Annotated in this window: 27 protein-coding genes; 19 read left to right on the top strand and 8 right to left on the bottom strand. The window is 68.8% G+C overall.

Annotation, left to right across the window (positions count from 1 at the left end):
- Window positions 1–23: 23 nt before the first annotated feature.
- The 5 genes from OB895_RS09795 (at window position 24) to OB895_RS09775 (ending at window position 3,887) form a co-directional block, all read left to right on the top strand.
- Window positions 24–722 (top strand): GTP pyrophosphokinase, encoded by a 699-nt coding sequence (locus OB895_RS09795; protein ID WP_042538139.1) that lies wholly within the window; start codon window positions 24–26, stop codon window positions 720–722.
- A 200-nt stretch (window positions 723–922) separates the two neighbouring features.
- Complete coding sequence (locus OB895_RS09790; RefSeq protein WP_056375416.1) at window positions 923–1,195, top strand: hypothetical protein; 273 nt, start codon at window positions 923–925, stop codon at window positions 1,193–1,195.
- Window positions 1,196–1,279: 84 nt separating this feature from the next.
- Window positions 1,280–2,920 (top strand): molybdopterin-dependent oxidoreductase, encoded by a 1,641-nt coding sequence (locus OB895_RS09785; protein ID WP_079112110.1) that lies wholly within the window; start codon window positions 1,280–1,282, stop codon window positions 2,918–2,920.
- Window positions 2,921–2,961: 41 nt separating this feature from the next.
- Entirely contained in the window at window positions 2,962–3,450 is a 489-nt protein-coding gene (locus tag OB895_RS09780) for a MogA/MoaB family molybdenum cofactor biosynthesis protein (RefSeq protein WP_079112111.1), read from the top strand.
- A complete protein-coding gene (locus tag OB895_RS09775; protein WP_042538130.1) occupies window positions 3,447–3,887 on the top strand; it encodes a molybdenum cofactor biosynthesis protein MoaE in 441 nt (146 codons plus the stop codon). Before OB895_RS09780 ends, OB895_RS09775 begins: the two co-directional genes overlap by 4 nt.
- A gap of 10 nt (window positions 3,888–3,897) precedes the next feature.
- Here the strand turns inward: OB895_RS09775 and OB895_RS09770 are convergent, their stop codons facing one another.
- The 4 genes from OB895_RS09770 to OB895_RS09755 are packed head-to-tail and all read right to left on the bottom strand — an operon-like array spanning window position 3,898 to window position 6,615.
- Entirely contained in the window at window positions 3,898–4,131 is a 234-nt protein-coding gene (locus OB895_RS09770) for a MoaD/ThiS family protein (protein WP_042538128.1), read from the bottom strand.
- Window positions 4,128–4,607, bottom strand: coding sequence for a cyclic pyranopterin monophosphate synthase MoaC (gene moaC / locus OB895_RS09765; RefSeq protein WP_079112112.1), 480 nt, complete (start codon window positions 4,605–4,607; stop codon window positions 4,128–4,130). Before moaC ends, OB895_RS09770 begins: the two co-directional genes overlap by 4 nt.
- Window positions 4,604–5,851 (bottom strand): molybdopterin molybdotransferase MoeA, encoded by a 1,248-nt coding sequence (locus OB895_RS09760; RefSeq protein ID WP_079112113.1) that lies wholly within the window; start codon window positions 5,849–5,851, stop codon window positions 4,604–4,606. The genes moaC and OB895_RS09760 overlap by 4 nt, the downstream gene beginning before the upstream one ends.
- Window positions 5,848–6,615 (bottom strand): HesA/MoeB/ThiF family protein, encoded by a 768-nt coding sequence (locus tag OB895_RS09755; RefSeq protein ID WP_153302121.1) that lies wholly within the window; start codon window positions 6,613–6,615, stop codon window positions 5,848–5,850. Before OB895_RS09755 ends, OB895_RS09760 begins: the two co-directional genes overlap by 4 nt.
- A 150-nt stretch (window positions 6,616–6,765) precedes the next feature.
- On the opposite strand from OB895_RS09755, the gene OB895_RS09750 reads away from it, so the two are divergent.
- Genes OB895_RS09750 through OB895_RS09735 form a run of 4 tightly spaced genes read left to right on the top strand, consistent with a single transcriptional unit; the run spans window position 6,766 to window position 9,776 of the window.
- Window positions 6,766–7,158, top strand: a complete 393-nt coding sequence (locus OB895_RS09750) for a TOBE domain-containing protein (RefSeq protein WP_042538120.1) — start codon at window positions 6,766–6,768, stop codon at window positions 7,156–7,158.
- A 1-nt stretch (window position 7,159) separates the two neighbouring features.
- A complete protein-coding gene (gene modA, locus OB895_RS09745; RefSeq protein WP_079112114.1) occupies window positions 7,160–7,939 on the top strand; it encodes a molybdate ABC transporter substrate-binding protein in 780 nt (259 codons plus the stop codon).
- Window positions 7,936–8,724 (top strand): molybdate ABC transporter permease subunit, encoded by a 789-nt coding sequence (gene modB / locus OB895_RS09740; protein ID WP_079112115.1) that lies wholly within the window; start codon window positions 7,936–7,938, stop codon window positions 8,722–8,724. Before modA ends, modB begins: the two co-directional genes overlap by 4 nt.
- On the top strand, window positions 8,721–9,776 hold the full coding sequence (locus OB895_RS09735) for a sulfate/molybdate ABC transporter ATP-binding protein (protein ID WP_194285996.1): 1,056 nt from the start codon (window positions 8,721–8,723) through the stop codon (window positions 9,774–9,776). The genes modB and OB895_RS09735 overlap by 4 nt, the downstream gene beginning before the upstream one ends.
- Before the next feature lie 130 nt (window positions 9,777–9,906).
- Here OB895_RS09735 and OB895_RS09730 read toward each other — a convergent pair whose 3' ends face one another.
- Window positions 9,907–10,887, bottom strand: coding sequence for an aldo/keto reductase (locus OB895_RS09730; RefSeq protein WP_079112116.1), 981 nt, complete (start codon window positions 10,885–10,887; stop codon window positions 9,907–9,909).
- A gap of 124 nt (window positions 10,888–11,011) precedes the next feature.
- Here OB895_RS09730 and OB895_RS09725 point away from each other — a divergent pair, with 124 nt between their 5' ends.
- Together OB895_RS09725 and moaA are read left to right on the top strand one after the other, a co-directional pair.
- Window positions 11,012–11,899, top strand: coding sequence for a helix-turn-helix transcriptional regulator (locus OB895_RS09725; RefSeq protein ID WP_079112117.1), 888 nt, complete (start codon window positions 11,012–11,014; stop codon window positions 11,897–11,899).
- A gap of 207 nt (window positions 11,900–12,106) precedes the next feature.
- Complete coding sequence (gene moaA / locus OB895_RS09720; protein ID WP_079112118.1) at window positions 12,107–13,192, top strand: GTP 3',8-cyclase MoaA; 1,086 nt, start codon at window positions 12,107–12,109, stop codon at window positions 13,190–13,192.
- 117 nt (window positions 13,193–13,309) lie between these two features.
- Here moaA and OB895_RS09715 read toward each other — a convergent pair whose 3' ends face one another.
- Both OB895_RS09715 and OB895_RS09710 read right to left on the bottom strand, forming a co-directional pair.
- Window positions 13,310–14,524, bottom strand: coding sequence for an amidohydrolase (locus OB895_RS09715; RefSeq protein ID WP_079112119.1), 1,215 nt, complete (start codon window positions 14,522–14,524; stop codon window positions 13,310–13,312).
- 23 nt (window positions 14,525–14,547) lie between these two features.
- The gene (locus tag OB895_RS09710; RefSeq protein WP_079112120.1) at window positions 14,548–15,195 is read right to left on the bottom strand and encodes a TetR/AcrR family transcriptional regulator; all 648 of its coding nucleotides are present in this window, start codon (window positions 15,193–15,195) and stop codon (window positions 14,548–14,550) included.
- 166 nt (window positions 15,196–15,361) lie between these two features.
- On the opposite strand from OB895_RS09710, the gene OB895_RS09705 reads away from it, so the two are divergent.
- From OB895_RS09705 to OB895_RS09680, 6 genes are all read left to right on the top strand, one after another.
- A complete protein-coding gene (locus OB895_RS09705) occupies window positions 15,362–17,029 on the top strand; it encodes an ABC transporter substrate-binding protein (protein WP_079112121.1) in 1,668 nt (555 codons plus the stop codon).
- Window positions 17,030–17,168: 139 nt separating this feature from the next.
- Window positions 17,169–17,993, top strand: a complete 825-nt coding sequence (locus tag OB895_RS09700; RefSeq protein ID WP_042538098.1) for an ABC transporter ATP-binding protein — start codon at window positions 17,169–17,171, stop codon at window positions 17,991–17,993.
- Window positions 17,990–18,796 carry an ABC transporter ATP-binding protein gene (locus OB895_RS09695; RefSeq protein WP_042538096.1) on the top strand — a complete coding sequence of 269 codons (807 nt, stop codon included), beginning with the start codon at window positions 17,990–17,992 and terminating at the stop codon, window positions 18,794–18,796. Before OB895_RS09700 ends, OB895_RS09695 begins: the two co-directional genes overlap by 4 nt.
- Window positions 18,793–19,881 carry an ABC transporter permease gene (locus OB895_RS09690; protein WP_042538094.1) on the top strand — a complete coding sequence of 363 codons (1,089 nt, stop codon included), beginning with the start codon at window positions 18,793–18,795 and terminating at the stop codon, window positions 19,879–19,881. The genes OB895_RS09695 and OB895_RS09690 overlap by 4 nt, the downstream gene beginning before the upstream one ends.
- 1 nt (window position 19,882) lies before the next feature.
- Entirely contained in the window at window positions 19,883–21,004 is a 1,122-nt protein-coding gene (locus tag OB895_RS09685) for an ABC transporter permease (RefSeq protein ID WP_228385637.1), read from the top strand.
- Entirely contained in the window at window positions 21,004–23,250 is a 2,247-nt protein-coding gene (locus OB895_RS09680; RefSeq protein WP_079112122.1) for an exo-beta-d-1,3/1,6-glucosidase, read from the top strand. The genes OB895_RS09685 and OB895_RS09680 overlap by 1 nt, the downstream gene beginning before the upstream one ends.
- A gap of 19 nt (window positions 23,251–23,269) precedes the next feature.
- Here OB895_RS09680 and soxR read toward each other — a convergent pair whose 3' ends face one another.
- On the bottom strand, window positions 23,270–23,752 hold the full coding sequence (soxR, locus tag OB895_RS09675) for a redox-sensitive transcriptional activator SoxR (protein WP_042538088.1): 483 nt from the start codon (window positions 23,750–23,752) through the stop codon (window positions 23,270–23,272).
- A 79-nt stretch (window positions 23,753–23,831) separates the two neighbouring features.
- On the opposite strand from soxR, the gene fdxA reads away from it, so the two are divergent.
- Window positions 23,832–24,158: a ferredoxin gene (gene fdxA / locus OB895_RS09670; protein ID WP_042538086.1), complete on the top strand. Its 327-nt coding sequence runs from the start codon at window positions 23,832–23,834 to the stop codon at window positions 24,156–24,158.
- A complete protein-coding gene (locus OB895_RS09665) occupies window positions 24,155–24,676 on the top strand; it encodes a flavin reductase family protein (RefSeq protein WP_042538083.1) in 522 nt (173 codons plus the stop codon). The genes fdxA and OB895_RS09665 overlap by 4 nt, the downstream gene beginning before the upstream one ends.
- Window positions 24,677–24,695: the final 19 nt, after the last annotated feature.

Here is a 24,695-nt window from a genome sequence, read left to right as displayed (position 1 = left end):
CACGGACGGATAACGTCGAAGGCATGACGTCTCTTCAGGTCACCGACGACGCGATCCAGCAGACTCGGGAGCTCCGCGACGAGTTCCAGCGCTTTCTGCGCGAGTACGAGTTCGGCATGCGGGAGGTCGAGACGAAGATCGGGATCCTGCGCGACGAGTTCACCCACCATCACGCCTACAACCCGATCGAGCACGTGAAAAGCCGGTTGAAGACTCCCGACAGCATCGTCGAGAAGATCGCCCGCAAGGGGATCGCCGAGCCGGACTTCGCGCGCATCCGCTCGGAGATCACCGACATCGCGGGCGTGCGTGTGACCTGCAGCTTCGTCGCCGACGTGTATCGCCTGTTCGACCTGCTGACTGCTCAGGACGACGTGACCGTCGTCACGGTCAAGGACTACATCGCGAACCCCAAGGACAACGGATACAAGAGCCTGCACGCCATCATCGAGGTGCCGGTGTTCCTGTCGACCGGAGCTCTGTCAGTGCCGGTCGAGGTGCAGTTCCGCACGATCGCGATGGACTTCTGGGCCAGCCTCGAGCACAAGATCTATTACAAGTTCTCGAATCAGGTGCCCTCGCACCTCGTCGAGAGCCTGACCGACGCGGCCGAGGCCGCAGCCGAGCTCGACAGCCGCATGGAGCGCCTGCACCGCGAGGCACACGGGGTGCCGCAGCGCCAGCTCGCGCCGCCGCCCCCGCCGCACGTCGTGCAGGTCTGACCCGCCGCCCGCGCGATGGGTGCGCAGGCGGTTCGTTCACAATTCAGCATGAGCGCATCGAATGGGCCGGTTCTGGGGGTGTTCTGGCCGTTCGCGCGGCTTTCGTGCTGAATCGTGCACGGCGGCGCACGCGAGTACCGCGGTGTGGTGCCCGCGCTACCGTGTTGCGCGCAGCCGCGCACCCCTGGGAACATCGGCAGGTGGTGAAAACGCAGCAGCCTCCGGTCTCCGACGTCGAGCGAACCCTCGTTGAGCTCCCCGGTCTCGACGATCGCGGACGCCAGCTCTGCGAGTGCGACCACGGTGACGACGAGGCGTACGCCGCCTGCGGCCGCAAGGCCAAATGGCGCGTGACCGTCGACTGCGTCTGCGGCGAGAACCACCCTCGTCGCGTCGAGATCCTGTGCTCCCGATGCCTGCGCACCCTGCGTCAGCTGCAGGACCGCGACACCATCACCGCGCGCCGCCTCTAGCGACAGCTCCCGCGCGCCCATCCGTTCGCGTCTCCGCTCCGAACAAACGCTGACCACACCGTCGGCGGTGCGAAGGAGCAGACCATGGCACAGCGCAGCAAAGACACTCAGCGCAGCACAGGCAGACGATTCATCTTCTGGGCCGCACTCTCGGGTGTGATCAGCGGGGCCGTCTTCCTCGCCACCGCCGAGCTGTTCGCGCTGATCTTCGCGCGCTCAGCGAGTCCGATCCTCGCGGTCGGCGGGTTCGTGATCGACATCGTGCCCCAGCCGTTCAAGGAGTTCGCGATCGCGACCTTCGGCGAGTACGACAAGATCGCGCTGCTGGTCGGTCTCGGTCTCGCGGTGGTGATCGCGTCGGCGATCGCCGGAATCCTGCAGCTGCTCCGTCCCCCGCTCGGCGTGATCGCCCTGGCGGTCGCGGGCGCGCTCTCCACCGCCGCGATCGTGACCAGGGCCGGTGTCACGGCCCTCGCCTTCCTGCCTCCCGTGCTCGGCACCATCGCAGGGTCGATCCTGATCGTCCTCCTGATCCGCCGTCTGAAAACGTGGAAGGCGTCGGCCGTTCCCGTCGCGATGACCGACCGCAAGGGCGAGGGTCTCGCCGTGACCGATCGCGAGACGGTGGGCCAGGATGTCGAGCAGCCCCCGAAGGCGATGGGGCGCCGTCAGTTCTTCGTCCTCGCGGGCATCGCCAGCGCCTCAGCCGTCGTCGTCGGCATCGCCTCGCGTGCCGTGAGCATGACCGTCGCCTCCGTCGCGACGATCCGCGACGCGCTCAAGCTGCCCGCGCCGAAGTCGACCGTCACCGTGCCGAAGGGCGCCGAGCTCGACATCCCCGGCCTCAGCACGCTCTTCACTCCCAACAAGGACTTCTACCGCGTCGACACCGCACTGACCGTGCCCACGATCGACCCCAGCACCTGGCGTCTGGTGATCGACGGCATGGTCGATCAGCGGGTCGAGATGAGCTTCCAGGACATCCTCGACATGGGACTCGACGAGTATGCGATCACCCTCACCTGCGTCTCGAACGAGGTCGGCGGCGACCTCGTCGGCAACGCGAAGTGGCTCGGTGTGCCGCTGCGCGATGTGCTGAAGAAGGCCGGCGTGAAGTCGGGTGCCGACATGGTGCTCTCGAAGAGCGTCGACGGCTACACGGCGAGCACGCCTCTGTCGTCGCTGACCGACGACAACATCGACGCGATCCTGGCGGTGGGCATGAACGGCGAGCCGCTGCCCCTCGAGCACGGCTTCCCGGTGCGCATGGTCGTGCCCGGCCTGTATGGCTACGTGTCGGCGACGAAGTGGCTCACCGAGCTGAAGGTCACGACCTTCGACAAGGATGAGGCCTACTGGACACCTCGCGGATACAGCGCCGAGGCACCGATCAAGTTCGCCTCGCGCGTCGACACCCCCAAGGTGGGCCAGGCGGTCGACGCCGGGCGCATCCCGATCGCGGGTGTCGCCTGGGCGCAGACGGTCGGCATCGAGCGCGTCGAGGTGCGCATCGATGAGGGCGAATGGATGCCGGCGACGCTCTCTGCTCCGATCAACGAGAACACCTGGGTGCAGTGGTTCATGGAGTGGGATGCCACCCCCGGAACGCACTATGTGGCCGTACGGGCGATCAACAAGAACGGCGACATGCAGATCGAAGAGCGTGCGCCGATCGCGCCGAACGGTTCGTCGGGCTGGCAGCGCTCGCTCATCCGCGTCGCGTGATGCCGGCGCGTCCTGCCGGATCTCGCCCTAGTGTGGGAGCCATGACGTCGCTCCCCGCCTGTGTGATCACCGTCTCCGACCGATCCTTCGCGGGTGAACGAGAAGATCGGGGCGGCGCCATCGCGGTCGGCCTGCTGAGAGATGCCGGGTGGCACTGCCCCGATGCCGAGGTCATCGCCGATGGTGCCTCGTCGGTCGCTGACGCGCTGCGCCGGGCGGTCGCGCGCGGCGTGAAACTGATCGTGACCACCGGGGGCACTGGCGTCGGCCCGCGCGACGAGACCCCGGAGGGCACCCGTCGGGCGATCACCCGTGAGGTGCCGGGCCTCGCCGAGGAGCTGCGCCGCAGCGGTCTCGCCGACACTCCGCTGTCGGTGCTGTCTCGCGGAGTCGCCGGCATCGTCGACCCCGCCGGAGTCCTCGTGGTGAATCTTCCCGGATCCCCGCGTGCCGTGGCATCCGGGGTTCCCGTCGTGCTGACCGTCGCGAGACACGTGGTCGACCAGGTCGCGGGCGGTGACCACTCGTGAACGAGGTGCGGATCGCTGCGATCTCCGAAGAGCGTCTCGACGTCGACGCACATCTCGCCGCGGTCGATGATCCCGCCCTGGGTGGGGTCACGACGTTCATCGGTCGCGTGCGCGACAACGACCCCGATGCGACGACGGCGGTGGTCGGCCTCGAATACAGCTCGCACCCCGATGCCGAGTCGACGCTGCGACGCATCGCCGAAGAGGCTGCGGCGGATGCCGTCGGCGACGCGAGAGTGGTGGTGGCCGTGAGCCACCGCATCGGTCGACTCGATGTGGGTGATGCAGCCGTCGTGATCGCGGTCGCCGCCGAGCACCGCGCCGAGGCCTTCGAGGTGTGCCGCGCGGTGATCGAGGACATCAAGACGTCGCTGCCCGTGTGGAAGCGTCAGGTCGAGTCCGACGGCTCCACGTCGTGGAAGGGCATCGGCGGCTGAGCCGCGGCCGTCACCCGCCTGCGAAGGGCGGCAGCACGTCGATCAGCTGGGCGTCGTCGAGCGGCCGGTCGTCGTCGCTGCGCACGCCGTCGACCATGACCGCGCACCGCGGCAGGATGTCGACGAGAGCCGGATGCTCCGCCACGACCGCGGCGCGCAGGGCTTCGAGCGACGTCTCGTGCCGTTCTTCCGCATCGACGCCTGCCGCCTCGGCTGCGGCGGCGAAGTAGCGCACGCGGGTCATCGCGATTCTCCCTCGCGCACCCAGTCGCCCGAGCGTCCGCCCGACTTCGCGACGATGCGCACGTCTTCGATGACCACAGACCGGTCGAGGCCCTTGATCATGTCGACGATCGCCAGAGCGCTCACCGACACGGCCGTGAGCGCCTCCATCTCGACGCCCGTGCGGTCGGCGGTGCCGACGGTCGCCTCGACGTGCACGCCGTCGTCGACGATGTCGAGCTCGATGTTGGCGCGGTGCACGCCGATCACGTGAGCGAGCGGCAGCAGGGTCGGCGTCGACTTGGCGGCCTGGATGCCGGCGATGCGGGCGACCGCCAGCACGTCGCCCTTGGGAGCGGTGCCGTCACGCAGCGCGGCGATCACGTCGGTGCTGCAGCGCACGAAGCCGCGCGCGGTGGCGGTGCGGACGGTCGGCTGCTTGCCGGTCACATCGACCATGTGGGCATGGCCGGCCGAGTCGAGGTGCGTGAAGCTCATTCGACCAGCATGACATCGATCGCATCGCCCACGGCGACGGCCTCGACCTCTGCGGGCACGATCGCGAATGCACGCGCTCTGGCGAGACCTCCGGCGAGGTGCGAGCCCGAGCCGCCGGCGGTCGCCGGGCGCACTGTGCGGTTCGCGAGGTCAACGACCGCGGGGAGGTACTGACGGCGGCCGGGAGGGGGCGTCCATGACGCATCTGCGGTGAAGGATGCGCGGGGGCGATGGATCTCGGTGCGACCCTGCAGCGCGAGCAGCGCCGGCCGCACGAAGACCTCGAACGACACAGCGACGCTCACCGGGTTGCCAGGCAGTCCGAACACGAGGGTGCCGGTGTCGAGCACACCGAACGCCTGCGGCTTGCCCGGCTGCATCGCGACGCTCGCGAACTCGACCTCGCCGCGGCCGTCGAACGCACCGCGGACGGGCTCGTAGGCACCGGCGCTCACACCGCCCGTGAACACGATCACGTCGGCACCGCGCTCGACCGCCGTCGCCGTGACGGTGCGCACGGCCTCGGCGTCATCGGCCACACGGGCGACGAGCACGACCTCGGCGTCGGCATCCGCGACGAGCAGCTCGAGCAGGGGGCCGTTGGAATCGGGGATGCGGCCGCGGGCCGCAGTCTCGCCAGGTTCGAGCAGTTCGCTGCCGGTCGAGACGACGGCCACCCGCGGCGCCCGGGTCACGGTCACACTCTCGACCCCGGCGGCGACGGCTGCGGAGAGCTGGAAGGCGCCCAGACGTTCGCCCGCGTGCACCACTGCATCCCCGGATCTCAGGTCCGCGCCGCGGCGACGGATGAAGGCTCCGGCGGCGGCCGGCGCGCACAGCACCCGCACCTCGCCCAGAGAGTCAGCGAGGCCTCCCGCAGTGTCCTCGAAGGGCACGATCGCATCCGCCGCGGTCGGGGCAGGGGAGCCGGTCATGATGCGCGCGGCCTCGCCTGCCGCGAGCGGCGGGTCGTCCGACACCCCGGCGGGCAGGTCTGCGACGACCCGCAGCACCACGGGGTTCTCCTCGGATGCCGCGGCGACATCGGCCGCTCGCACCGCGAAGCCGTCCATCGCGGAGTTGTCGAAGAGGGGGATGTCGTGGGCTGCCGTCGCCGGCTCGGCGAGGGTGCGATGGGCGGCGTCGCGGATCGCCCGCGTCTCACCGGGCAGGGTGCGCACGGCGTCGAGCACGCGAGCGAGCTGCTCCTCGACCGATCGGCGGCCGCCTCCTGCGGCGCTCATGCCGACACCGCCGGGCGGATCGCGATCTCGTGCTGCCTCGAGGTGAGGGCGTCGATCATGGCGAGGCGTCCGAGCAGCGGCTCGCCCGCGCCGGTGATGAGCTTCACGACCTCGGTCGCCAGCATCCCTCCGACCTGCACGCACAGCGCACCCAGCACGCCCACTTGCGCGCAGCTCGGCGGCTCGCCCTCGGTGCCGAGTGGGAAGAGGTCGGTCAGCACGACCGGATCGCTCTCGGGCGGGTTCGACCAGAACACGGTGGCCTGCGCGTGCCACTCCTGCACGGCTCCCCAGACGAGAGGGATGCCGAGGGCCTCGGTCGCGGCCGCGACGTCGCGGCGGGTGTCGAAGGAGTCGCTCGTGTCGACCACGATGTCGGCGCCGGCGAACAGGCGCTCGGCATTCTCGGAGTCGAGTCGCTCAGTGGCGAGCAGCACGTCGGCGTCGGGCGACAGGGCCGTGATCGCGCGGGCGGCGGAGGCGGTCTTGGGGCGGCCGATGTCTTCGACGCGGTGCGCGAGCTGGCGCTGCAGATTCGTCAGTTCGACCACGTCGTCGTCGATCACGGTGATGGTGCCGATGCCGGCGGCTGCCAGCGCGAGCAGCACGGGGGAGCCGACGCCGCCGGCACCGACGACCGCGACGTGGGCCGCCGCCAGGCGACGCTGCCCCTCCTCGCCGATGCCGGCGAGCACGGCGTGCCGGGCGGTGCGAACGAGCTCCGCCGGATCGAGGGCGGGTGCGGGTGCGACGAGCGGCTGCATGGCACCAGGCTATGCCCGGCGTGCGACGTCGCGGTGAACTCAGACAGATTCGTCGTCGTCGGAGAGCGGACGAGAGCGCGCCAGGGTGTCGCGCTCCGCATATGCGGTCGATTAGGCCCGCAGCATCCGCATTCGCGGTAATGTTCACGCATGCAGACCTTTCGAATCGCCCGGGCCGCGCAGCTGCTCGGCGTGAGCGATGACACCGTGCGGCGCTGGGTCGATCAGGGCCTGCTGCCGACGACCGATGCAGTGCCCGCCGAGATCCCCGGCGATGCCCTCGCAGCGCGGGCAGTCGAGCTGGCCGATGAGGCGCACGAATCCAGCGACGCCCACTCGAGCGCCCGCAACCGCTTCGTCGGCATCGTGACCCGTGTGCAGATCGACGGGCTGATGGCCCAGGTCGACCTGCAGTCCGGTCCGCATCGCGTCGTCTCCCTCATGTCGGCCGAGGCGGCACGCGATCTGCACCTCGAGGTGGGTTCTCTGGCCACGGCATCCGTCAAGGCGACGCAGGTCGTCGTCGAAGTGCCGAAGGCCTGACATGCGCCGCACACCGCGCCGAACCGTCGCGATCGCACTGGCTGCCGCCGCCCTCGTGCTGACCGGGTGTGCCGTCGAGTCGCCGACACCCGCTGGCACTGAGGGGGCGTCCGGGGGCGCGGTGAGCGGCGAGCTCACGGTGTACGCTGCCGCGTCGCTGTCCGGCGCCTTCGACGAGATCGGCGATGCGTTCGAGCAGGAGAATCCCGAGGTGCGGTTCACCGGCGTGTACGACGGCTCGTCGACGCTGGTCACCCAGCTGCTCGAGGGTGCCCCCGCCGATGTGTTCGCCTCTGCAGACGAGGCCAACATGCGCAAGCTCGAGGATGCTGCGGTCGACCCCACCCTGTTCGCCTCCAACACGTTGGTGATCGCCGTTCCTGCGGGCAACCCCGGCGGGGTGGAGACCCTCGATGACCTGGCCGACGTCACGACGGTGCTCTGCGCGCCCGAGGTGCCGTGCGGCGCGGCATCCACGACCCTGCTGTCGTCTGCCGGAGTCGAAGTCGATGCGGCGAGCCTCGAGCAGAACGTCACAGCGGTGCTCACCAAGGTCGCAGCAGGGGAGGCGGACGCCGGGCTCGTCTACGCGACCGACGTGGTCGGCCGCGACGATGTCGAGGCGATCGTGCCCGACGGTGCCGACGAGGTCGTCAACCACTATCCGATCGCAGCGTTGTCCGAGGCATCGAACTCGGCGGGGGCTGAGGAGTTCGTCGCCTTCGTGCTCTCGGACGAGGGCCAGCGGATCCTCGCCGACCACGGTTTCGGGGCGCCGTGAGCGCCGCGGTCTCGCACGGATACGCTCCACGCACGTTGGCGATCCCGGCTCTGATCGGCTTGGCGTTCCTCATCCTGCCGCTCGCGGCTCTCGTCGCCCGCGTCGAGTGGTCGACGTTCATCGCCGACGTGACGTCGGAGGCCGCACGCTCGGCGCTGCTGCTCTCGCTCGGCACAGGTCTCATCGCCACCGTGCTCTGCATCGTGATCGGAGTGCCGCTGGCTCTGACGATCGCCCGTTCCGGCCCTCGTCTCGCCGCCGTGCTGAGGGCCGCCGTCACCGTTCCGCTCGTGCTGCCGCCCATGGTCGGCGGCGTCGCGCTGCTCTATCTGTTCGGACGAGCGGGGTGGTTCGGCGGCCTCGGCCTCTCGTTCAGCACTCCGGCGGTCATCCTCGCGCAGACCTTCGTGGCGCTGCCGTTCCTGGTGCTGGCGGTCGAGGGTGCCGTGCGCACCTCCGGGGTCGAGTACGAGCGCACGGCGGCGGCTCTCGGCGCCGGACGCTGGACGATCCTCCGCCGCATCACGCTGCCGCTCGCCGCGCCCGGCATCGTCGCCGGAGTGGTGCTGTGCTTCGCCCGGGCCATCGGCGAGTTCGGAGCCACTGCGCTCTTCGCCGGCAATCGCCCCGGGGTCACACAGACCATGCCGCTCGCGATCTACACCGCGTTCAACGGTGCGGGAGTGACGCAGGGGGCCGCCGTCGCGTTGGCGCTGCTGCTGCTCGCCACCGCGATCATCGTGCTGCTGCTCGTGCGTGGCTGGCGGCCGGGGGCTGCGCGATGACCAGCGCGGAGGGTCTTCGCGCCCACGTCGTCGTGCAGCGTGAGCACTTCGTCGTCGACGTGTCGCTGCAGGTGCCCGCTGGCGCGACAGTGGCCGTGATGGGCCCGAGCGGTGCGGGAAAGTCGACCTTGCTGCAGGCGATCGCCGGACTCCAGTCGCTCGATGCCGGAGAGATCGCGGTCGAGGGGCGCGTCGTCGATCGTGTCGCCAAGCCACGAGTGCGCACGGAGCCGATGCGCCGAGGTGTCGTGCTGCTCGGGCAGAAGCCGAGGCTGTTCCCCCATCTCTCGGTCGGCGAGAACGTCGCCTTCGGTCCGCGCGCTGCGGGCATCGAGAATCGTGCTGCCCGCGCAGGCGCTGACGACTGGCTCGCACGGGTCGGGCTCCCGGGCTCGGGAGAGCGGATGCCGCACGAGCTGTCCGGAGGCGAGCAGCAGCGCGTCGCGGTCGCCCGTGCGCTCGCCGCATCCCCTCGCGTCGTGCTGCTCGATGAGCCGCTCGTGGCCCTCGATCCCGAGACGGCCGGAGACATCAGGCGGATGCTGCGCGACCAGCTCGCCTCGACCACCACCGTCGCGGTCACGCACGATGCGGCGGATGCCGTCGCGCTCGCCGACCGATTGATCGTCGTCGAGTCTGGCCGTGTCACCCAGTCAGGGCTGGTGCGAGACGTGCTCGCCGCCCCGGCATCCGGCTTCGTCGCCTCGATCGCCGGGCTCAATCGCCTGGTGGGCGTCGCGAGCCAGGGTGCGTGGCGCGGCGGCGATGTGCTGCTGACCAGCGCCGATCCGGCGTCGCGTGCGCTCGCTGCGGCGGACGGTGCCGCGCTCGCCGCGGTGTTCCGTCCGGGAGATGTGCAGGTCACCGAGGCTGGCCCGGAGTCGTGGACGGCCGTGGTGACGCGCCTCGAGCCCACGCTGGGAGGTGTGCGCGTGCACACCGATGCGGGTGCGGTCGACCTGTCGCTGGATGCTGCCGGGGGCCTCACGGTCGGGGACAGGCTGCGGCTGCGCATCGACCCGGCGCTCGTGGGATTCGTCGCCGTCACCTGAGTCCGCCTCCGCTGCGCCGGATTGCTCACGGCATCCCGGATGGCTGATCGGATTCGGCCTCTCCGTCGGCCACCCGGGGACTCGTCAGCCGGAAAGCCACCAGCATCGATGGTTCATCCGCACAGCCGATTCACCTGTCGATCGTGGCCATGTTCGCGTCGTCATGCCGTGCGCCCGCAGCCGGTTCGAGCGCGGTCAGTCGGTCGGCCTGGTCGGCGGTGAGCTCGACGGCGTCCGCGGCGGTGTTCTCCTCCATTCGGGCAACGCGGCGCGTGCCGGGGATGGGCGCGATGTCGTCGCCGCGAGTGAGGATCCACGCCAGGGCGGTCTGCGCCGGTGTCGCGCCGATCTCGGCTCCGATCGCGCGCACCTCGTCGACGAGGTGGAGGTTTCGCGTGAAGTTCTCGCCCACGAACCGCGGGTTGGTCTTGCGCCAGTCGTCGTCGGGGATGTCGGCCGCTGAACGGATCTGACCGGTCAGCAGACCGTGTCCGAGCGGCGAGTAGGGAACGAAGCCGATGCCCAGTTCGCGCAGCAGCGGCAGGATCTCCGACTCCACATCACGGGTCCACAGCGAGTACTCGGTCTGCAGCGCCGACACCGGATGCACGGCGTGCGCGCGTCGGATCGTCTGCGCGGAGGCTTCGGAGAGCCCGAAGTGCAGTACCTTGCCTTCGGCGACCAGGTCGGCGACCGCGGCTGCCGTGTCTTCGATCGGCGTGTTCGGGTCGACACGGTGCTGGTAGTAGAGGTCGATGTGGTCGGTGCCCAAGCGTCGCAGGGAGCCCTCCACGGCGGCCTTCACGTTCTTCGGGCTGCTGTCGGTCACACCCGGTCCGCCGCCGGAGTGTGAGACGAGCCCGAACTTGGTGGCGATCTTCACCTGATCGCGGCGCCCCCTGATGGCCTGACCGACGATCTCCTCGCTGAGGTACGGCCCATAGATCTCGGCGGTGTCTATGTGGGTGACGCCCAGGTCGAGGGCGCGGTGGATGGTGCGGATGGACTCGTCATTGTCGAGGCCACCCCCGGTCGTGTATGTGCCCGCCATGGTCATGGCGCCGAGGCCGATGCGCGAGACGTCCAGGCTTCCGAGGTGTGCGTTCTTCATGACTGTTCCTTCTGTCGGATGATGATTCGAGTCAACGCTCTTCGGCCCGAGTTAGCGTGGCCCCGGCTATGGGTGCACCGACAGGACCCCTCTCGACCGAGCGGATCGGCGTACCGTCGTTGGCATGGAGACCCACGACGCCATCAGCGAGTTCCTCACGACGAGGCGTGCCAAGCTCACCCCCGAGCAAGTCGGGCTGCCCGACTTCGGCGGTCGTCGTCGAGTGCCGGGGCTGCGCCGAGAAGAGGTCGCCCTCGTCGCCGGAATGAGTGCCGAGTACTACAAGCGCCTCGAGCGCGGCAACGCGGCCGGGGTATCGGAGCAGGTCATCGACGGAGTCAGCCGGGCCCTGCAGCTCGACGATGCCGAACACGCGCATCTGCACGACCTCATCAGGGCGGCGAACGCCGGAGCGCATCGACAGCCGCGTCGTCGTCCCGTACGGGCGCAGCAGCTCACGCCGGGCTTGCGGCAGACGATCGATGCGATCTCCACCGTTCCCGTCTACGTGCAGAACGGTCGTCTCGACGCGGTCGCGACCAACGCCCTCGGTCGGGCGCTGTTCTCCGAGATGCTCGATGACGCGCATCCCCCGGCCAATGCGGCACGGTTCATGTTCCTCGATCCACGCGCCCAGTCCTTCTACCGGGAGTGGGACGCGCAGACGCGTCAGATCGTCGCTGTGCTCCGTGCCGAGGCAGGTCGGTCGCCGTACGACCGGAAGCTCAGCGATCTCGTCGGTGAGCTCTCCACCCGCAGCGATCTCTTCCGTACGCTGTGGGGAGCCCACGATGTGCGGGAGCACCGCACGGGGGTGAAGAAGGTGCACCACCCCGTGGTCGGAGACCTGGACCTCACATTCCAGGCCATGGACCTCGCGTCCGACCGGGGGCTCTCGATGATCGTCTTCTCTGCTGAGCCGGGCTCGGCCACCCATGAGCGCCTCCAACTGCTCGCCAACCTGGAGCACACGGCGGTGCGCGAAGCCGCGAAGGAGAACGGTCGAGCCTGATTCGCCGCGGCTCCGGGTGTCGGCGGTATCCCGAATGGCTGATCGGATGCGGCCGTGAATGCCGCCAGGTGGGGGAACAGCAGCCATGCGGTCCCGTCCGAGCCGACCGGCTCCGCGACCTGGCAATATGCCGGTCGTCGCGCCAGACGGGCCCCGACACCGAACGCGCGGGTAGTCTCGGAACATGTCGGGGAGAGGGAGACTGCGATGACGGCCGTGCCGGTCGTGATCGGTGTGCGCTCGCCGAACCCCGTGATCGCCGCTGACTCGGCGCCCGCGCCGCAGGGCCTCGTCGACACGCACGGTCGCGTGCACCGCGACCTGCGCATCTCGCTGACCGACCGCTGCTCGCTGCGCTGCACCTACTGCATGCCCGAGCAGGGCAACGAATGGCTCGCGCGCACCAGCATCCTGTCGACCGACGAGATCGTCGAGGTGGCGCAGGTCGCGGCCTCGTTCGGCATCCGCACCTTCCGGCTCACGGGCGGTGAACCGCTGCTGCGCGCCGACATCGTCGAGGTCGTTCGCCGCGTCTCGGCGATCCAGGGCGACGAGGGCCCCGTCGAGGTCGCCATGACCACCAACGGCATCACGCTCGCGAAGCACCTGCCCGCGCTGATCGACGCCGGGCTCACACGCCTGAACATCAGCATCGACACGGTCGACCGTCAGCGCTTCACCGACCTCACCCGCCGCGACCGCATCGACGACGTGTTCGAGGGCATCGCGGCAGCGGCGGCATCCGAGCTCCGCCCGCTCAAGCTCAACACCGTCGCGATGCGCGGTGTGAACGACGATGAGCTGCCTGACCTGGTCGCGTTCGCGATGGAGGTCGGCGCGCAGCTGCGCTTCATCGAGCAGATGCCGCTCGACGCCGGGCATACGTGGGATCGCGACTCTATGGTCACGCGCGAGGAGATCCTCGAGAAGCTCGGCGCGCGGTGGAGTCTCGAGCCCGTTCCCGGACGCGGCGGAGCACCGGCCGAGAAGTGGCGCATCGATGGCGGCCCGCACGAGGTCGGCGTGATCGCCTCGGTCACCGCCCCCTTCTGCGGCGCGTGCGACCGGCTGCGCCTGACGGCCGACGGTCAGCTGCGCAACTGCCTGTTCTCCAACGCCGAATACGACCTGATCGGTGTGCTGCGCGGGGACGAGGCCCCCGATGCGGGTCACCGTGCAGAGGGGATCGGCGCCATGCTCCGCTCCTGCGTGCACGGCAAGCTGCCGGGGCACGCGATCAACGACCCGTCATTCCTGCAGCCCGCCCGCGGCATGAACGCCATCGGCGGCTGAGTCAGCCCCGCTTCGCGTTCACAATTCAGCAGAGAACGCGCGTTCCACGGGCTCAGGGCAGGGTTGCGGCCCGGTTCCGGCCGTCCATGCTGAATTGTGAACGGCGAGGGAACAGCCTCAGTCGAGGAACTCGCGCGCAGCCGCCAACAGCGCCGTGACGCCGACCTCGATGGTCGGGTGGATCTCCGGTGCGAAGAAGGGCGAGTGGTTCGTCGGGATGTCCTTGTCGAGGGTCCCGGCCGCCGATGCCGCGGCGAACTTCGCCGCATCGACGCCGCCCCAGAACCAGAAGACGAGCGGCGCTCCGGTGTCGCGGGCGAACCACGACACGTCCTCGCTGCCGGTGAACATGCCGGGGTCGATCACCGACGCCTCACCGAGCGCGCGCTGCAGCGCCGACGTGACGCGTGCCGTGGCATCCGCATCGTTGATAGTCGGCGGCAGGGTGTGGTCTGTGCGGATCTCGGGCTCGCGCTCTGCTCCCGATGCCGCGGCCTCGGCGCGCACGATGCGCTCGACGCTCGCGAGCACCTTGTCGCGCATCTCGTCGTTCGGGTAGCGCAGGCTGAGCTCGAGCTTCGCCTCGGCGGGGATGATGTTGTTCTTCAGACCCGCGTGGATCGAGCCGACCGTGACCACGGCGACGTCGCGGGGGTCGACCTCTCGCGAGGCGATGGTCTGCAGTCGCATGACGGTCGCCGCGGCCATGACCACGGGGTCGATGGTCGAGTGCGGCCGCGAGCCGTGTCCGCCGCGTCCGTGCAGCACGACGGTGAGGCCGTCGGATGCCGCCATCTGGGTGCCTGGGCGTACGCCGATCGTGCCGGCGGGCAGGGGAGTGACGTGCTGGCCCAGGACGACATCGGGGTGCGGCACGAGGTCACGGAGGCCGGCGTCGAGCATGGCGCGGGAGCCTGCTCCGTACTCCTCGGCGGGCTGGATCAGCACGACCACGGTTCCCGACCAGTCGTCCTTCTCGGCGACGAGCTTCTCGACCGCACCGATCATGGCGGTGACGTGCATGTCGTGACCGCAGGCGTGCATGACGGGCACGGTGTTGCCGGCGGGGTCGATGCCGGTCGCGGTGCTGGCATAGGCGAGGCCGGTCTCTTCACCTACGGGCAGTGCATCCATGTCGGCGCGCGCCCAGACGACCGGACCTTCGCCGTTGCGCAGGATGCCGACCACCCCGGTGACGCCGATGCCCTCGTGCACCTCGAGGCCGAGATCCCGCAGGTGACCGGCCGCGATGCCGGCGGTGCGCGTCTCCTGGAACGACAGTTCAGGGTGCTGGTGCAGGTCTGTGTAGAGCGCTTCGAGGTCGATCGTCATGGCCCCGAGCCTAGTCGTGGCACCTAGTCGCGGCGGTACGACTCCAGTGCCGGTCCGGGGTGCAGCACACCGTTGACGATCGAGCGGATCGCGAACTCGCTCGCCTCGCCCAGGTCGAAGACGTCGCGGTGCAGCAGCCACTGCAGCTGCAGCCCGTCCATCACGGCGAGGATGCTGGCCGCGGCGGTGGCCACGGTGTCGGGCTCTGTCACACCCTCCTGCGCGCACAGCAGGTGGAACGCGTCTGTGACCTCGCGCCGGAGGGTCGTGTAGCGGTCTTCGAAGTAGTCGCGACCGGGGTGATTGTCGGTGACGGACTCCGACGACAGCACGGTGTACGCCTGCACGATTCCGGGGCGCCGTTCGTTGGCGATCGCGGTGCGCACGAGGTGCAGGAAGAGCTCCGGTCCGCCGGGGATGTGCTTCTCGGCGAGCTCGGCGACGTCGGCCTGGTCGCGGTAGGCGAGCACCTCGAGGAGCAGCTTCTGCTTCGACCCGAAGTGGTGCAGCACGCCGGCGTGGGTGATGCCCACCTGCTCGGCGACGTCGGCGAGCGTGCCATTGGTCGAGCCCTTGTTGCCGAAGATCTCGACGGCGGCTTTGAGGATCTGCTCGCGCTTCTCGCGGGTGGCAGGCCGGACGGACGTGTGGGCGACAGCATCCTTCGACATGGTCCATCCTCTTCTGCACCGAATCCTGCACTGGATCGTACTTGCCAACTCTACTTACTGGCGGGTAACCTCGCACCAGCTTACTTTCTCGCCAGTAAGCGAATGAGGTCGGATGCCCGTGCACCGACAGCCACACAGCACAACGACCCGTGCCCAAGGAGAAGCAATGAAGCTCAGAAAGTCCATGATCGCTGTCGCGGCGATCTCCGCCCTCGGCGTCTCGGCCCTCGCCGGCTGCGCAGCCGGCGGATCGAACGACGGAGACGCCGGAGCAGGCGGCGCAGCCCTGACGATCGCCAAGCCCGACGGTGCGATCACCACCGAGTCGAACAACCCCTACGTCGGCGACTCGTCGGCCTCGAAGTACGGCTACGGCAAGGTCATCTTCGAGACCCTCGCCCTCGTGAACCAGACCGGCGATCGGGGGGTCACCCCCTGGCTCGCCGAGAGCATCGAGTGGAACGACGACTACACGGCCCTCACCGTCGTGCCTCGCAAGGACGTCACCTGGAGCGATGGCGAGCCCTTCACCGCCGACGACATCGTCTTCACCTACGAGCTCGTCTCGACCCCTGCGCTCGACACCGCGGGCCTCAAGTTCGAGGGCGCGACCATCGACGGCGACGCTGTGACGCTGAACTTCGGCGAGTCGAAGTACGTGAACCAGGCCCGCGTGCTGCACGTGCCGATCGTGCCGAAGCACATCTGGGAGAACCTCGACGAGCCTGCCACCGACCCCGTCAAGGGCGACGACCTGGTCGGCACCGGCCCCTACGCGCTGTCGAACTGGTCGACCGAGTCGGTCACCCTCGAGGCGCGCGACGACTACTGGGGCGGCGACCTCGCGGTTCCCGAACTGCACTACGTCTCCTACGGCGACAACACGGCACTGACCACCGCTCTCGCACAGGGCGAGGCCGACTGGGCGCAGGCGTTCATCCCGCAGATCCAGGAGCAGTTCCTCGACGCCGACCCCGAGCACAACAAGTTCTTCGTGGCCCCGACGACCGGCTCTGCGACGCTGTTCATGAACCTGCAGCAGAAGCCGTTCGACGACGTGGCGTTCCGCCAGGCCCTCGCCTGGGTCATCGATCGCGACGCGTACGTCGACATCGCCCGTGAAGGGGCGAGCGAGCCGGTGTGGTCTGTGACCGGACTCTCGTCGATCCTCGAAGACGAGATCCAGCCCGAGTTCCAGGGCGAGGAGTACTCCGTCGATGCCGAGAAGGCGCGCGACCTGCTCGAGGGAGCCGGATACACCTGGAAGGACGACGCGCTGATCGACCCCGACGGCACGCCCGTCTCGTTCACGCTCTCGGTGCCCTCGGGGTGGAGCGACTGGAACACCGCGCAGGAGCTCATCGCCGAAGACGTCACCGAGGCCATCGGCGCCGAGGTCAAGATCGACATGCCCGACTGGGGCGGCTGGGCAGGACCCCGCGACGACGGATCGTTCTCGGCCATCATCCACTGGCTCGAAGACAGCGGCACGGCCTACGGTCTCTACACGTCGACGATGGACCCGCGCTGGATCTCGCCCGAGGGCATCGCCGGATTCAACTTCGGACGCTTCGAAGACCCCGCTGCGACTGACGCGCTGAACACCTACGCCAACGCGTCGTCCGATGACGAGCGCACCGCGGCCATCACGACGCTCGAGCAGATCTTCGTCGAGCAGGTCCCGGCGATCCCGCTCGGCGCGCACCCGCTGCTCGGCGAGTACAACACCCGCAACTACGTCGGGTGGCCTTCGGAGGAGGACCCGTATGCCTCGGGCGACCCGACTCAGCAGAACATCGTGCAGATCCTCACGAAGCTGAAGCCGGCCGAGTAAGCACGAGGCGTCGTACGCAGATTCGGCGCGTTTCGTCTCGCTTCGCTCGCTCAACGACCGGGGGAGGCCACCCCCCCCGGTCGTTGAGCGAGGACCGAAGGACCGAGACGAAACGCGCCCCCCCGACGAAGGACATCCCATGTCAGAACCCCTGCTCAGCGTGCGCGACTTCTCTGTCGTGTACGACGTCGATCCGCCCGTCGAGGCGGTGAAGAACGTGACGCTCGAACTGCAGCGAGGAGAGATCCTCGGCCTCGCGGGAGAGAGCGGATGCGGCAAGACCACCCTCGCCTACGGCGTGCAGCGTCTGCTGCGGGCTCCGGCCGTGATCGCGGGCGGCAGCGTGACGTTCCACGACGCATCCGGTGTCGACGTCGACATCAACGCGCTCGACGTCGATGCGATGCAGAAGTTCCGCTGGGACAAGGTCTCCATGGTGTTCCAGGGCGCGATGAACGCGCTCAACCCGGTGGCGACGATCGGCTCGCAGCTCGAGGACGTGTTCGAGATCCACCGGCCCGGCATGACTCGCAAGCAGCGCAGGGCCGAGGCCGAGGAGCTGCTCGAGATCGTCAAGGTCGGCCGTCAGCGCACACGCTCGTTCCCGCACGAGCTGTCGGGTGGCATGCGTCAGCGCGTCATGATCGCGATGGCCCTGGCGCTGCGCCCGCAGCTGATGGTCATGGACGAGCCGACCACGGCTCTCGATGTGCTGGTGCAGCGTGAGATCCTCAAGCAGATCTCGCAGCTGCGTCACGAGTTCGGCTTCTCGGTCATCTTCATCACCCACGATCTGCCGCTGCTGCTCGAGATCAGCGACCGCATCGCGATCATGCGCGAGGGCGAGATCGTCGAGCTCGCCTCCGCCGAGCAGATCTGGACGAACCCGCAGAACGACTACACGAAGACCCTGCTGTCGTCGTTCCCCCGTCTCACCGGCGCGAGAGGAGTGCTGACCCGATGACGACTCTCGAGTTCGCCGATGTCACCAAGGTCTACAACGTCAGAGGAGCCGGTCAGCTCAAGGCTCTCGACAACGTCAGCTTCACCCTGAACTCCGGCCAGACCATCGGTCTCGTCGGTCAGTCGGGCAGCGGCAAGTCGACCATCGCGAAGATCCTCACCCAGCTCGAGACGCCCACGTCGGGCGAGGTGCGGCTCGACGGCACGCCCATTCCCCGGCGCGGCAAGGGCCTGAGGAGGTACCGTCAGCAGCTGCGCATGGTCTTCCAAGACCCGTTCGCGTCGCTCAACCCGTACCACTCGATCAGGTACCACCTCGAGCGCCCCATCCGGCTCGACGACGTCGTGCCCAAGAACGAGACCGAGGCAGAGGTGCGCCGACTGCTCGAGCGCGTGCGCCTCGATGCGGATGCCGTGATCGACCGCCGTCCGCACGAGCTCTCCGGTGGCCAGCGTCAGCGCGTCGCCATCGCCCGCGCGCTCGCCTCGCGTCCGTCACTGCTCGTCGCCGACGAGCCCGTGTCGATGCTCGACGTGTCGATCCGTCTCGGGGTGCTGAATCTGCTCGCCGATCTGCAGCGAGAAGAGGGCCTCGGAGTGCTCTACATCACCCACGACCTCGCGACCGCGCGGCACTTCAGCGACAAGATCATGGTGCTCAACCAGGGTCGCGTCGTCGAGTACGGCGATGCCGACGACGTGATCCTCAACCCGCAGGACCCCTACACGCGCGAGCTGCGGGCGGCGTCTCCCGACCCCGACAAGCATTTCGCGACGACCGGCTCGCACGGAGGTGCACTGTGACCACCGCATCCCCCGATCTGGGTCAGATCGAACAGGAGAACCGCGACGCGCTCGAGGTCGGCACGACGGCGACCACCGCGCAGAAGGGGAGGAAGCTCGTACCCTGGCGGTTCTTCGCCGGACGCGCAGGGTTCTACCTGTTCACGCTGTGGGCGGCCATCACGATCAACTTCTTCCTGCCCCGGTTCATGAAGGGCGACGCGGTCAGCTCGTACCTCGCCCGCAACCGCAACGTCAGCCCCGAGGCTGCGGAGTCGCTGCGCATCCTGCTCGGCGTCGACACCGACAAGTCGATGTGGCAGCAGTACCTCGACTACTGGGCGATGCTGTTCCGCGGCGACCTCGGCATCTCCACGCTGCACGGTCTTCGTCCGGTGACCGAGGTGCTGGCATCCGCTCTTCCGTGGACGCTCGGCCTCGTCGGAATCGCGACGATCATCTCTTTCGCGCTCGGAACGGTCGGCGGCGCGATCGTCGGCTGGAAGCGCGGCAGCAGGCTCGACGCGCTCATCCCGATCACGACGTTCTTCAACACGATCCCGTACTTCTGGCTGGGTCTGATCGCGATCGCGATCTTCTCGTCGACGCTCAAATGGTTCCCGTCGTCGCACGCCTACGACAAGGGCCAGTCGCCCGAATGGAGCCTCGACTTCATCGGTCAGGTGATCATGCACGGCACCCTGCCGGCGGTCACGATCATCATCGCGTCGCTCGGCGGATGGATGCTGGGCATGCGCAACATGATGCTCACGGTGCTCGACGAGGACTACATCACGGTAGCGCAGGCGAAGGGCATGCCGAACAGGCGGGTGCTGTGGGCATACGCCGCCCGCAACGCCGTGCTGCCGCAGATCCAGAGCTTCGCGCTGTCGATCGGCTTCATCGTCGGCGGCACGATCGTCATGGAGATGGTCTTCAGCTACCCGGGCGTCGGCAAGCTGCTGCTGGACGCCACCAATGCGAAGGACTTCGCCCTCATGCAGGGAGTCTTCCTGGTGATCACGCTGTCGGTGCTGGTCGCCAACATCCTCGCCGACATCGTCTACGCATACCTCGACCCGCGCACGCGCCAGACGGAGGCCTGACATGAGCGTTCCCACCTCGACCGACACCACGGCCCCCGACGGCAGCACGGTCCCCACCGGGATGCCGGAGACCGCGACGTTCCGCACCGCGCGCGACGGCGCGCCCGGCCGCAAGACCTTCTGGTCGCAGCTCGCGCACTCGTTCGCCATGTTCCGCAACCCCAAGTCGATCGCCGGCCTGATCATCCTCGGGGTGTTCGTGCTGATCGCGATCTTCGCCCCGCTGCTCGCCCCCTACGGGGCCACGCAGAAAGACCGCACGGCCTTGCGGCAGCCGCCCTCGCTCGACCACTGGCTCGGCACCACGCACATGGGTGAAGACGTGCTCAGCCAGCTGATCTTCGGCACGCGCGGCGTCGTCGTGGTCGGCTTCCTGTCGGCCATCATCGCGACGATCATCGCCATCACGATCGGCGTCATCGCCGGCTACGTGCGCGGCTGGAAGAGCGAGTCGCTCTCGGCCCTCACCAACGTGTTCCTCGTGATCCCCGGCATCCCGCTGATCATCATCGTGGCGTCGCAGTTCGAGAACCCGCCGCTCATCGTGATCGCCGCGGTGCTCGGACTCACGGGCTGGGCGTGGGGTGCGCGTGTGCTGCGCGCGCAGACCATGTCGCTGCGCAACCGCGACTTCATCCAGGCCGCCCGCGCCAACGGCGAACCGCTGCACCGCATCATCACGGTCGAGATGCTGCCGAACCTCATGGCGCTGATCGCGTCGAGCTTCGTCGGCACCGTCACGGCGGCGATCCTCGGCCTCACGACCCTCGCCTTCATCGGCGTGATCCCGGTGAGCAACCTCAACTGGGGCACGATCCTCTTCTGGGCGCAGCAGAACGGCGCGTTCCCGCGGCTGTGGTGGTGGTACGTGCCCGCAGGGCTCTGCATCGCGATCATCGGCGTCGCCCTGTCGCTCATCAACTTCGGCATCGACGAGTACGTCAACCCGCGGCTGCGGTCGGCGGGTGAGCGCGCCCGCGCGATGAAGAAGAAGGGGCTCAACGTGAACGACCCGGTGACGGCGGTGCGCAGCATCCCGACAACCGACTCGGGTACCGTGCAGAACGCCGCGGACGATACGACGAACCAGACACACGACACGAAGACACAGAACACGAAGTGATGACCTCTCAGACCCTGACCGAATCCCTGCCCTACCTCGACCCCGAACTGACGATCGCGGCGCGCGTCGCCGACCTCCTCGACCGCATGACGGTCGAGGAGAAGGTCGGGCAGATGCTGCAGCTCGACGCCCGCGACGACCTCGACGACCACGTGCTGGGCAAGCACGTCGGCTCGATCCTGCACACCTCGCCCGAGCGCATCATCCGGGCGAACGAGCTGACCTCCCAGACACGGCTGCGCATCCCGCTGCTCGTCGCAGAGGACTGCATCCACGGCCACTCGTTCTGGCCCGGAGCGACCATCTATCCGACACAGCTCGGAATGGCTGCGACGTGGGATGCCGAGCTCGTCGAGAAGGTCGCGAGGGCGACCGCGGTCGAGGTCGCGGCGACCGGCATCCATTGGACCTTCTCGCCGGTGCTGTGCATCGCGCGCGACCTGCGCTGGGGTCGCATCGACGAGACCTTCGGCGAAGACCCGTTCCTGATCGGCGAACTCGCCTCGGCGATGGTGCGCGGATATCAGGGCGACGGCCTCGACGACCCGACCGCCATCCTCGCGACGGCCAAGCACTTCGCCGGCTACTCCGAGACGCAGGGCGGACGCGACGCGAGCGAGGCCGACATCTCTCGGCGCAAGCTGCGGTCGTGGTTCCTGCCGCCGTTCGAGCGGGTCGCCCGCGAGGGATGCCGCACGTTCATGCTCGGCTACCAGACGACCGACGGCGTGCCGATCACGGTCAACGACTGGCTGCTCAGCGACGTTCTTCGTGGCGAGTGGGGCTACACAGGCACACTCATCACCGACTGGGACAACGTCGGCCGCATGGTGTGGGAGCAGCACGTGCAGCCCGACTACGCCCACGCCTCGGCCGCCGCCGTGAGCGCCGGCAACGACATGGTCATGAACACTCCGGGCTTCTTCGAGGGCGCACTCGAGGCGGTGTCGAACGGGTTGCTCGCCGAAGACGCGTTCGACGACGCCGTGGCCCGCATCCTCACCCTCAAGTTCGAGCTCGGGCTGTTCGAAGACCCGCGGCTTCCGCAGGACGACCTGGATGCCGTGGTCGGCAGCGCCGCGCACGCCGAACTCAACCTCGAGACCGCGCGTCGCTCGATCGTGCTGCTCGAGAACGACGGCGTGCTGCCCCTGGATGCCGCGACAGCGCTGAAGGTCGCCGTCGTCGGGCCGCTGGCCGACGACGCCCAGACGCAGCTCGGCGACTGGGCCGGTGGGTCCGGCCAGGCCGGATGGCTCGACGGTCAGCCGCGCGAGATGATCACCACCGTGCTCGACGGCCTCGCAGGCGTCGAGGGGTGGTCGGTCACGCATGCGCGCGGCGCCGACATCCTCACCCTCGAGGAAGACCCTCGGGGCGCGAAGTTCCCCGACGGCCAGCCCCGGCCCTCGGTCGTCGTGCCGAGCGCACCGGACGAGACGCTGATCGCCGAGGCCGTGGCTGCGGCGGCGGAATCCGAAGTCGTGGTCGCCGTCGTGGGCGACCGCATCGAGCTCGTCGGCGAGGGGCGCTCGACCGCGACCCTAGAGCTGATCGGTGGGCAGAACGCCCTGCTCGACGCGCTGATCGCGACGGGGAAGCCCGTGGTGATCGTGCTGCTCGCATCCAAGCCGCTGGTGCTTCCGGCATCCGCTTCGCAGGCAGCCGCCGTGATCTGGGCGGCGAACCCGGGCATGCAGGGCGGGCGCGCGCTCGCCGAGATCATCTCGGGTGCGGTCGAGCCGTCAGGGCGACTGCCGATCTCGTTCGCGCGTCACGTCGGTCAGCAGCCCACGTACTACAACCAGATCCGCGGCCAGCACGGCGACCGCTACGCCGACCTCACGCAGTCCCCGGCCTGGGCGTTCGGGGAGGGGCTGTCGTACTCGACGGTGTCGTACGGCGAGCTGTCGCTCGCCTCGACGACGCTGGGTCGCGACGACACGATCATCGCCGAGGTGACGGTGACGAACACGGGCGAGCGTCCGGTGCGCGAGACCGTGCAGGTCTACGTGCGCGACTCCATCACGAGCGTGAGCTGGGCCGACCGGGAGCTCAAGGGCTACCGTCAGGTCGACCTCGCGCCGGGGGAGTCGGCGCGAGTGCGTCTCGAGCTCGCGGTGGCGGAGTGCTCGATCGTCGACGCCGCCGGCATCCGTCGCGTCGAATCCGGTGCGTTCGAACTGCTCGTGGGTCCGAGCTCGCGCGACGAGGTGCTGTTGAGCGCTGCGTTCACCGTGGCCTGATCGTCTGCGACGGGGGCGCTCAGGCGTCCTCGTCGCGGAGGCGCTGCGGGCCCGCGCCCTGGCTGCTGAGCGCGTCACCCGGGTTCAGCAGGCCGCACGCCTTCATAGACAGACAACCGCAGCCGATGCACCCGGTCAGCTCGCGTTCCAGGCGCTCGATGCCCTCGCGGCGCTTCTCGAGCTCGCGCTTCCAGCGTCGCGATGCGCGCTGCCAGTCCTCGTGACTCGGCGTCTGCGTCAGCGGAACATCGGCGAATGCGTGCTGCACGTCGGCGAGGGGGATGCCGAGGCGTTTCGCCACGGTGATGAGTGACACCCGGCGCAGCATGTGTCTGGCATAGCGCCGCTGGTTGCCCGCCGTGCGCGTAGAGGCGATGAGGCCGAGACTCTCGTAGAAGTGCAGTGCCGAGGGGGCGACCCCGGTGCGCCTGCTCATCTCGCCGATCGTCAACGGCTCGTCAGGACCGTGGACGGTGCGGTCCGTGTCGGTGTCTGCGCTCATCCCGACCTCCTCGATTTGACCTCAAGTGTACTTGAGGTCATACGGTTGCAACCGTGACCCGAACGGAGACCGCCACCCTATGACCTACGTGATCGCCCTTCCCTGCGTCGATGTCAAGGATCGTGCGTGCATCGACGAATGCCCGGTTGACTGCATCTATGAGGGCGAGCGCTCGCTGTACATCCACCCCGACGAATGCGTCGACTGCGGTGCGTGCGAACCCGTCTGCCCCGTCGAGGCGATCTACTACGAAGACGACCTGCCGGAAGAATGGCAGGACTACTACAAGGCCAACGTCGAGTTCTTCGATGAGCTGGGGTCACCCGGTGGCGCCGCGAAGCTGGGCATCATCGAGCGCGACCACCCGATCATCTCCGCACTTCCGCCTCAGGAGGCACCCGAATGAGCAGTCAGCAGCACCCCGCAGCGCCGGTTCCCTCAGAGGTCGGTGAAGGGCTCAAGGCCGCGTTCCGCGCGCATCCGGCGGGAGTCGCGATCATCACGGCGATGACCCCCGCGGGGCCGGTCGGCCTCACGGCATCCAGCGTCGCGTCCGTGGCGGTCGATCCCGCCGCGATCGTCTTCTCGGTCACCAGGGCGACCGGCAGTGCCGGGTCGATCCTCTCGGCCGACACGTTCGTCGTGCACCTGATCGACGACGAGCACTCCGCGCTGGCGCAGAGCTTCGCCGTGAGCGGCGCTGATCGGTTCACCCCCGAGCAGGGCTGGAGCTCGCTCCCCACCGGCGAGCCCTATCTGGCTGAGGCGCGAGCGGCGATGCGCGGTCACACCATGTCGACCGTGGCGGTCGGCTCATCGACCGTCGTGGTCGCCGAGATCGACGAGGTGCTGCTCGGAAGGCCCGGCCGCCCGCTCGTGTATCTCGACCGCCGATTCCACTCGCTGCCGAACGACCAGCACTGAAACCCCACCGAAAGGAACA

Source organism: Microbacterium forte (assembly GCF_031885415.1).
In the GTDB taxonomy this organism is placed as follows: Bacteria; Actinomycetota; Actinomycetes; order Actinomycetales; family Microbacteriaceae; genus Microbacterium; species Microbacterium forte.
This window is presented reverse-complemented; position numbering and strand designations above follow the sequence as displayed.

Excerpts from the sequence above, each read along its gene's own strand:
- OB895_RS09795 (WP_042538139.1), top strand. The coding sequence starts at position 24 with ATGACGTCTCTTCAGGTCACCGACGACGCGATCCAGCAGACTCGGGAG.
- OB895_RS09785 (WP_079112110.1), top strand. The coding sequence starts at position 1,280 with ATGGCACAGCGCAGCAAAGACACTCAGCGCAGCACAGGCAGACGATTC.
- OB895_RS09780 (WP_079112111.1), top strand. The coding sequence starts at position 2,962 with ATGACGTCGCTCCCCGCCTGTGTGATCACCGTCTCCGACCGATCCTTC.
- OB895_RS09770 (WP_042538128.1), bottom strand. The coding sequence starts at position 4,131 with ATGACCCGCGTGCGCTACTTCGCCGCCGCAGCCGAGGCGGCAGGCGTC.
- moaC (WP_079112112.1), bottom strand. The coding sequence starts at position 4,607 with ATGAGCTTCACGCACCTCGACTCGGCCGGCCATGCCCACATGGTCGAT.
- OB895_RS09760 (WP_079112113.1), bottom strand. The coding sequence starts at position 5,851 with ATGAGCGCCGCAGGAGGCGGCCGCCGATCGGTCGAGGAGCAGCTCGCT.
- OB895_RS09755 (WP_153302121.1), bottom strand. The coding sequence starts at position 6,615 with ATGCAGCCGCTCGTCGCACCCGCACCCGCCCTCGATCCGGCGGAGCTC.
- OB895_RS09750 (WP_042538120.1), top strand. The coding sequence starts at position 6,766 with ATGCAGACCTTTCGAATCGCCCGGGCCGCGCAGCTGCTCGGCGTGAGC.
- modA (WP_079112114.1), top strand. The coding sequence starts at position 7,160 with ATGCGCCGCACACCGCGCCGAACCGTCGCGATCGCACTGGCTGCCGCC.
- OB895_RS09735 (WP_194285996.1), top strand. The coding sequence starts at position 8,721 with ATGACCAGCGCGGAGGGTCTTCGCGCCCACGTCGTCGTGCAGCGTGAG.
- OB895_RS09730 (WP_079112116.1), bottom strand. The coding sequence starts at position 10,887 with ATGAAGAACGCACACCTCGGAAGCCTGGACGTCTCGCGCATCGGCCTC.
- OB895_RS09725 (WP_079112117.1), top strand. The coding sequence starts at position 11,012 with ATGGAGACCCACGACGCCATCAGCGAGTTCCTCACGACGAGGCGTGCC.
- moaA (WP_079112118.1), top strand. The coding sequence starts at position 12,107 with ATGACGGCCGTGCCGGTCGTGATCGGTGTGCGCTCGCCGAACCCCGTG.
- OB895_RS09715 (WP_079112119.1), bottom strand. The coding sequence starts at position 14,524 with ATGACGATCGACCTCGAAGCGCTCTACACAGACCTGCACCAGCACCCT.
- OB895_RS09710 (WP_079112120.1), bottom strand. The coding sequence starts at position 15,195 with ATGTCGAAGGATGCTGTCGCCCACACGTCCGTCCGGCCTGCCACCCGC.
- OB895_RS09705 (WP_079112121.1), top strand. The coding sequence starts at position 15,362 with ATGAAGCTCAGAAAGTCCATGATCGCTGTCGCGGCGATCTCCGCCCTC.
- OB895_RS09700 (WP_042538098.1), top strand. The coding sequence starts at position 17,169 with ATGTCAGAACCCCTGCTCAGCGTGCGCGACTTCTCTGTCGTGTACGAC.
- OB895_RS09695 (WP_042538096.1), top strand. The coding sequence starts at position 17,990 with ATGACGACTCTCGAGTTCGCCGATGTCACCAAGGTCTACAACGTCAGA.
- OB895_RS09685 (WP_228385637.1), top strand. The coding sequence starts at position 19,883 with ATGAGCGTTCCCACCTCGACCGACACCACGGCCCCCGACGGCAGCACG.
- OB895_RS09680 (WP_079112122.1), top strand. The coding sequence starts at position 21,004 with ATGACCTCTCAGACCCTGACCGAATCCCTGCCCTACCTCGACCCCGAA.
- soxR (WP_042538088.1), bottom strand. The coding sequence starts at position 23,752 with ATGAGCGCAGACACCGACACGGACCGCACCGTCCACGGTCCTGACGAG.
- fdxA (WP_042538086.1), top strand. The coding sequence starts at position 23,832 with ATGACCTACGTGATCGCCCTTCCCTGCGTCGATGTCAAGGATCGTGCG.
- OB895_RS09665 (WP_042538083.1), top strand. The coding sequence starts at position 24,155 with ATGAGCAGTCAGCAGCACCCCGCAGCGCCGGTTCCCTCAGAGGTCGGT.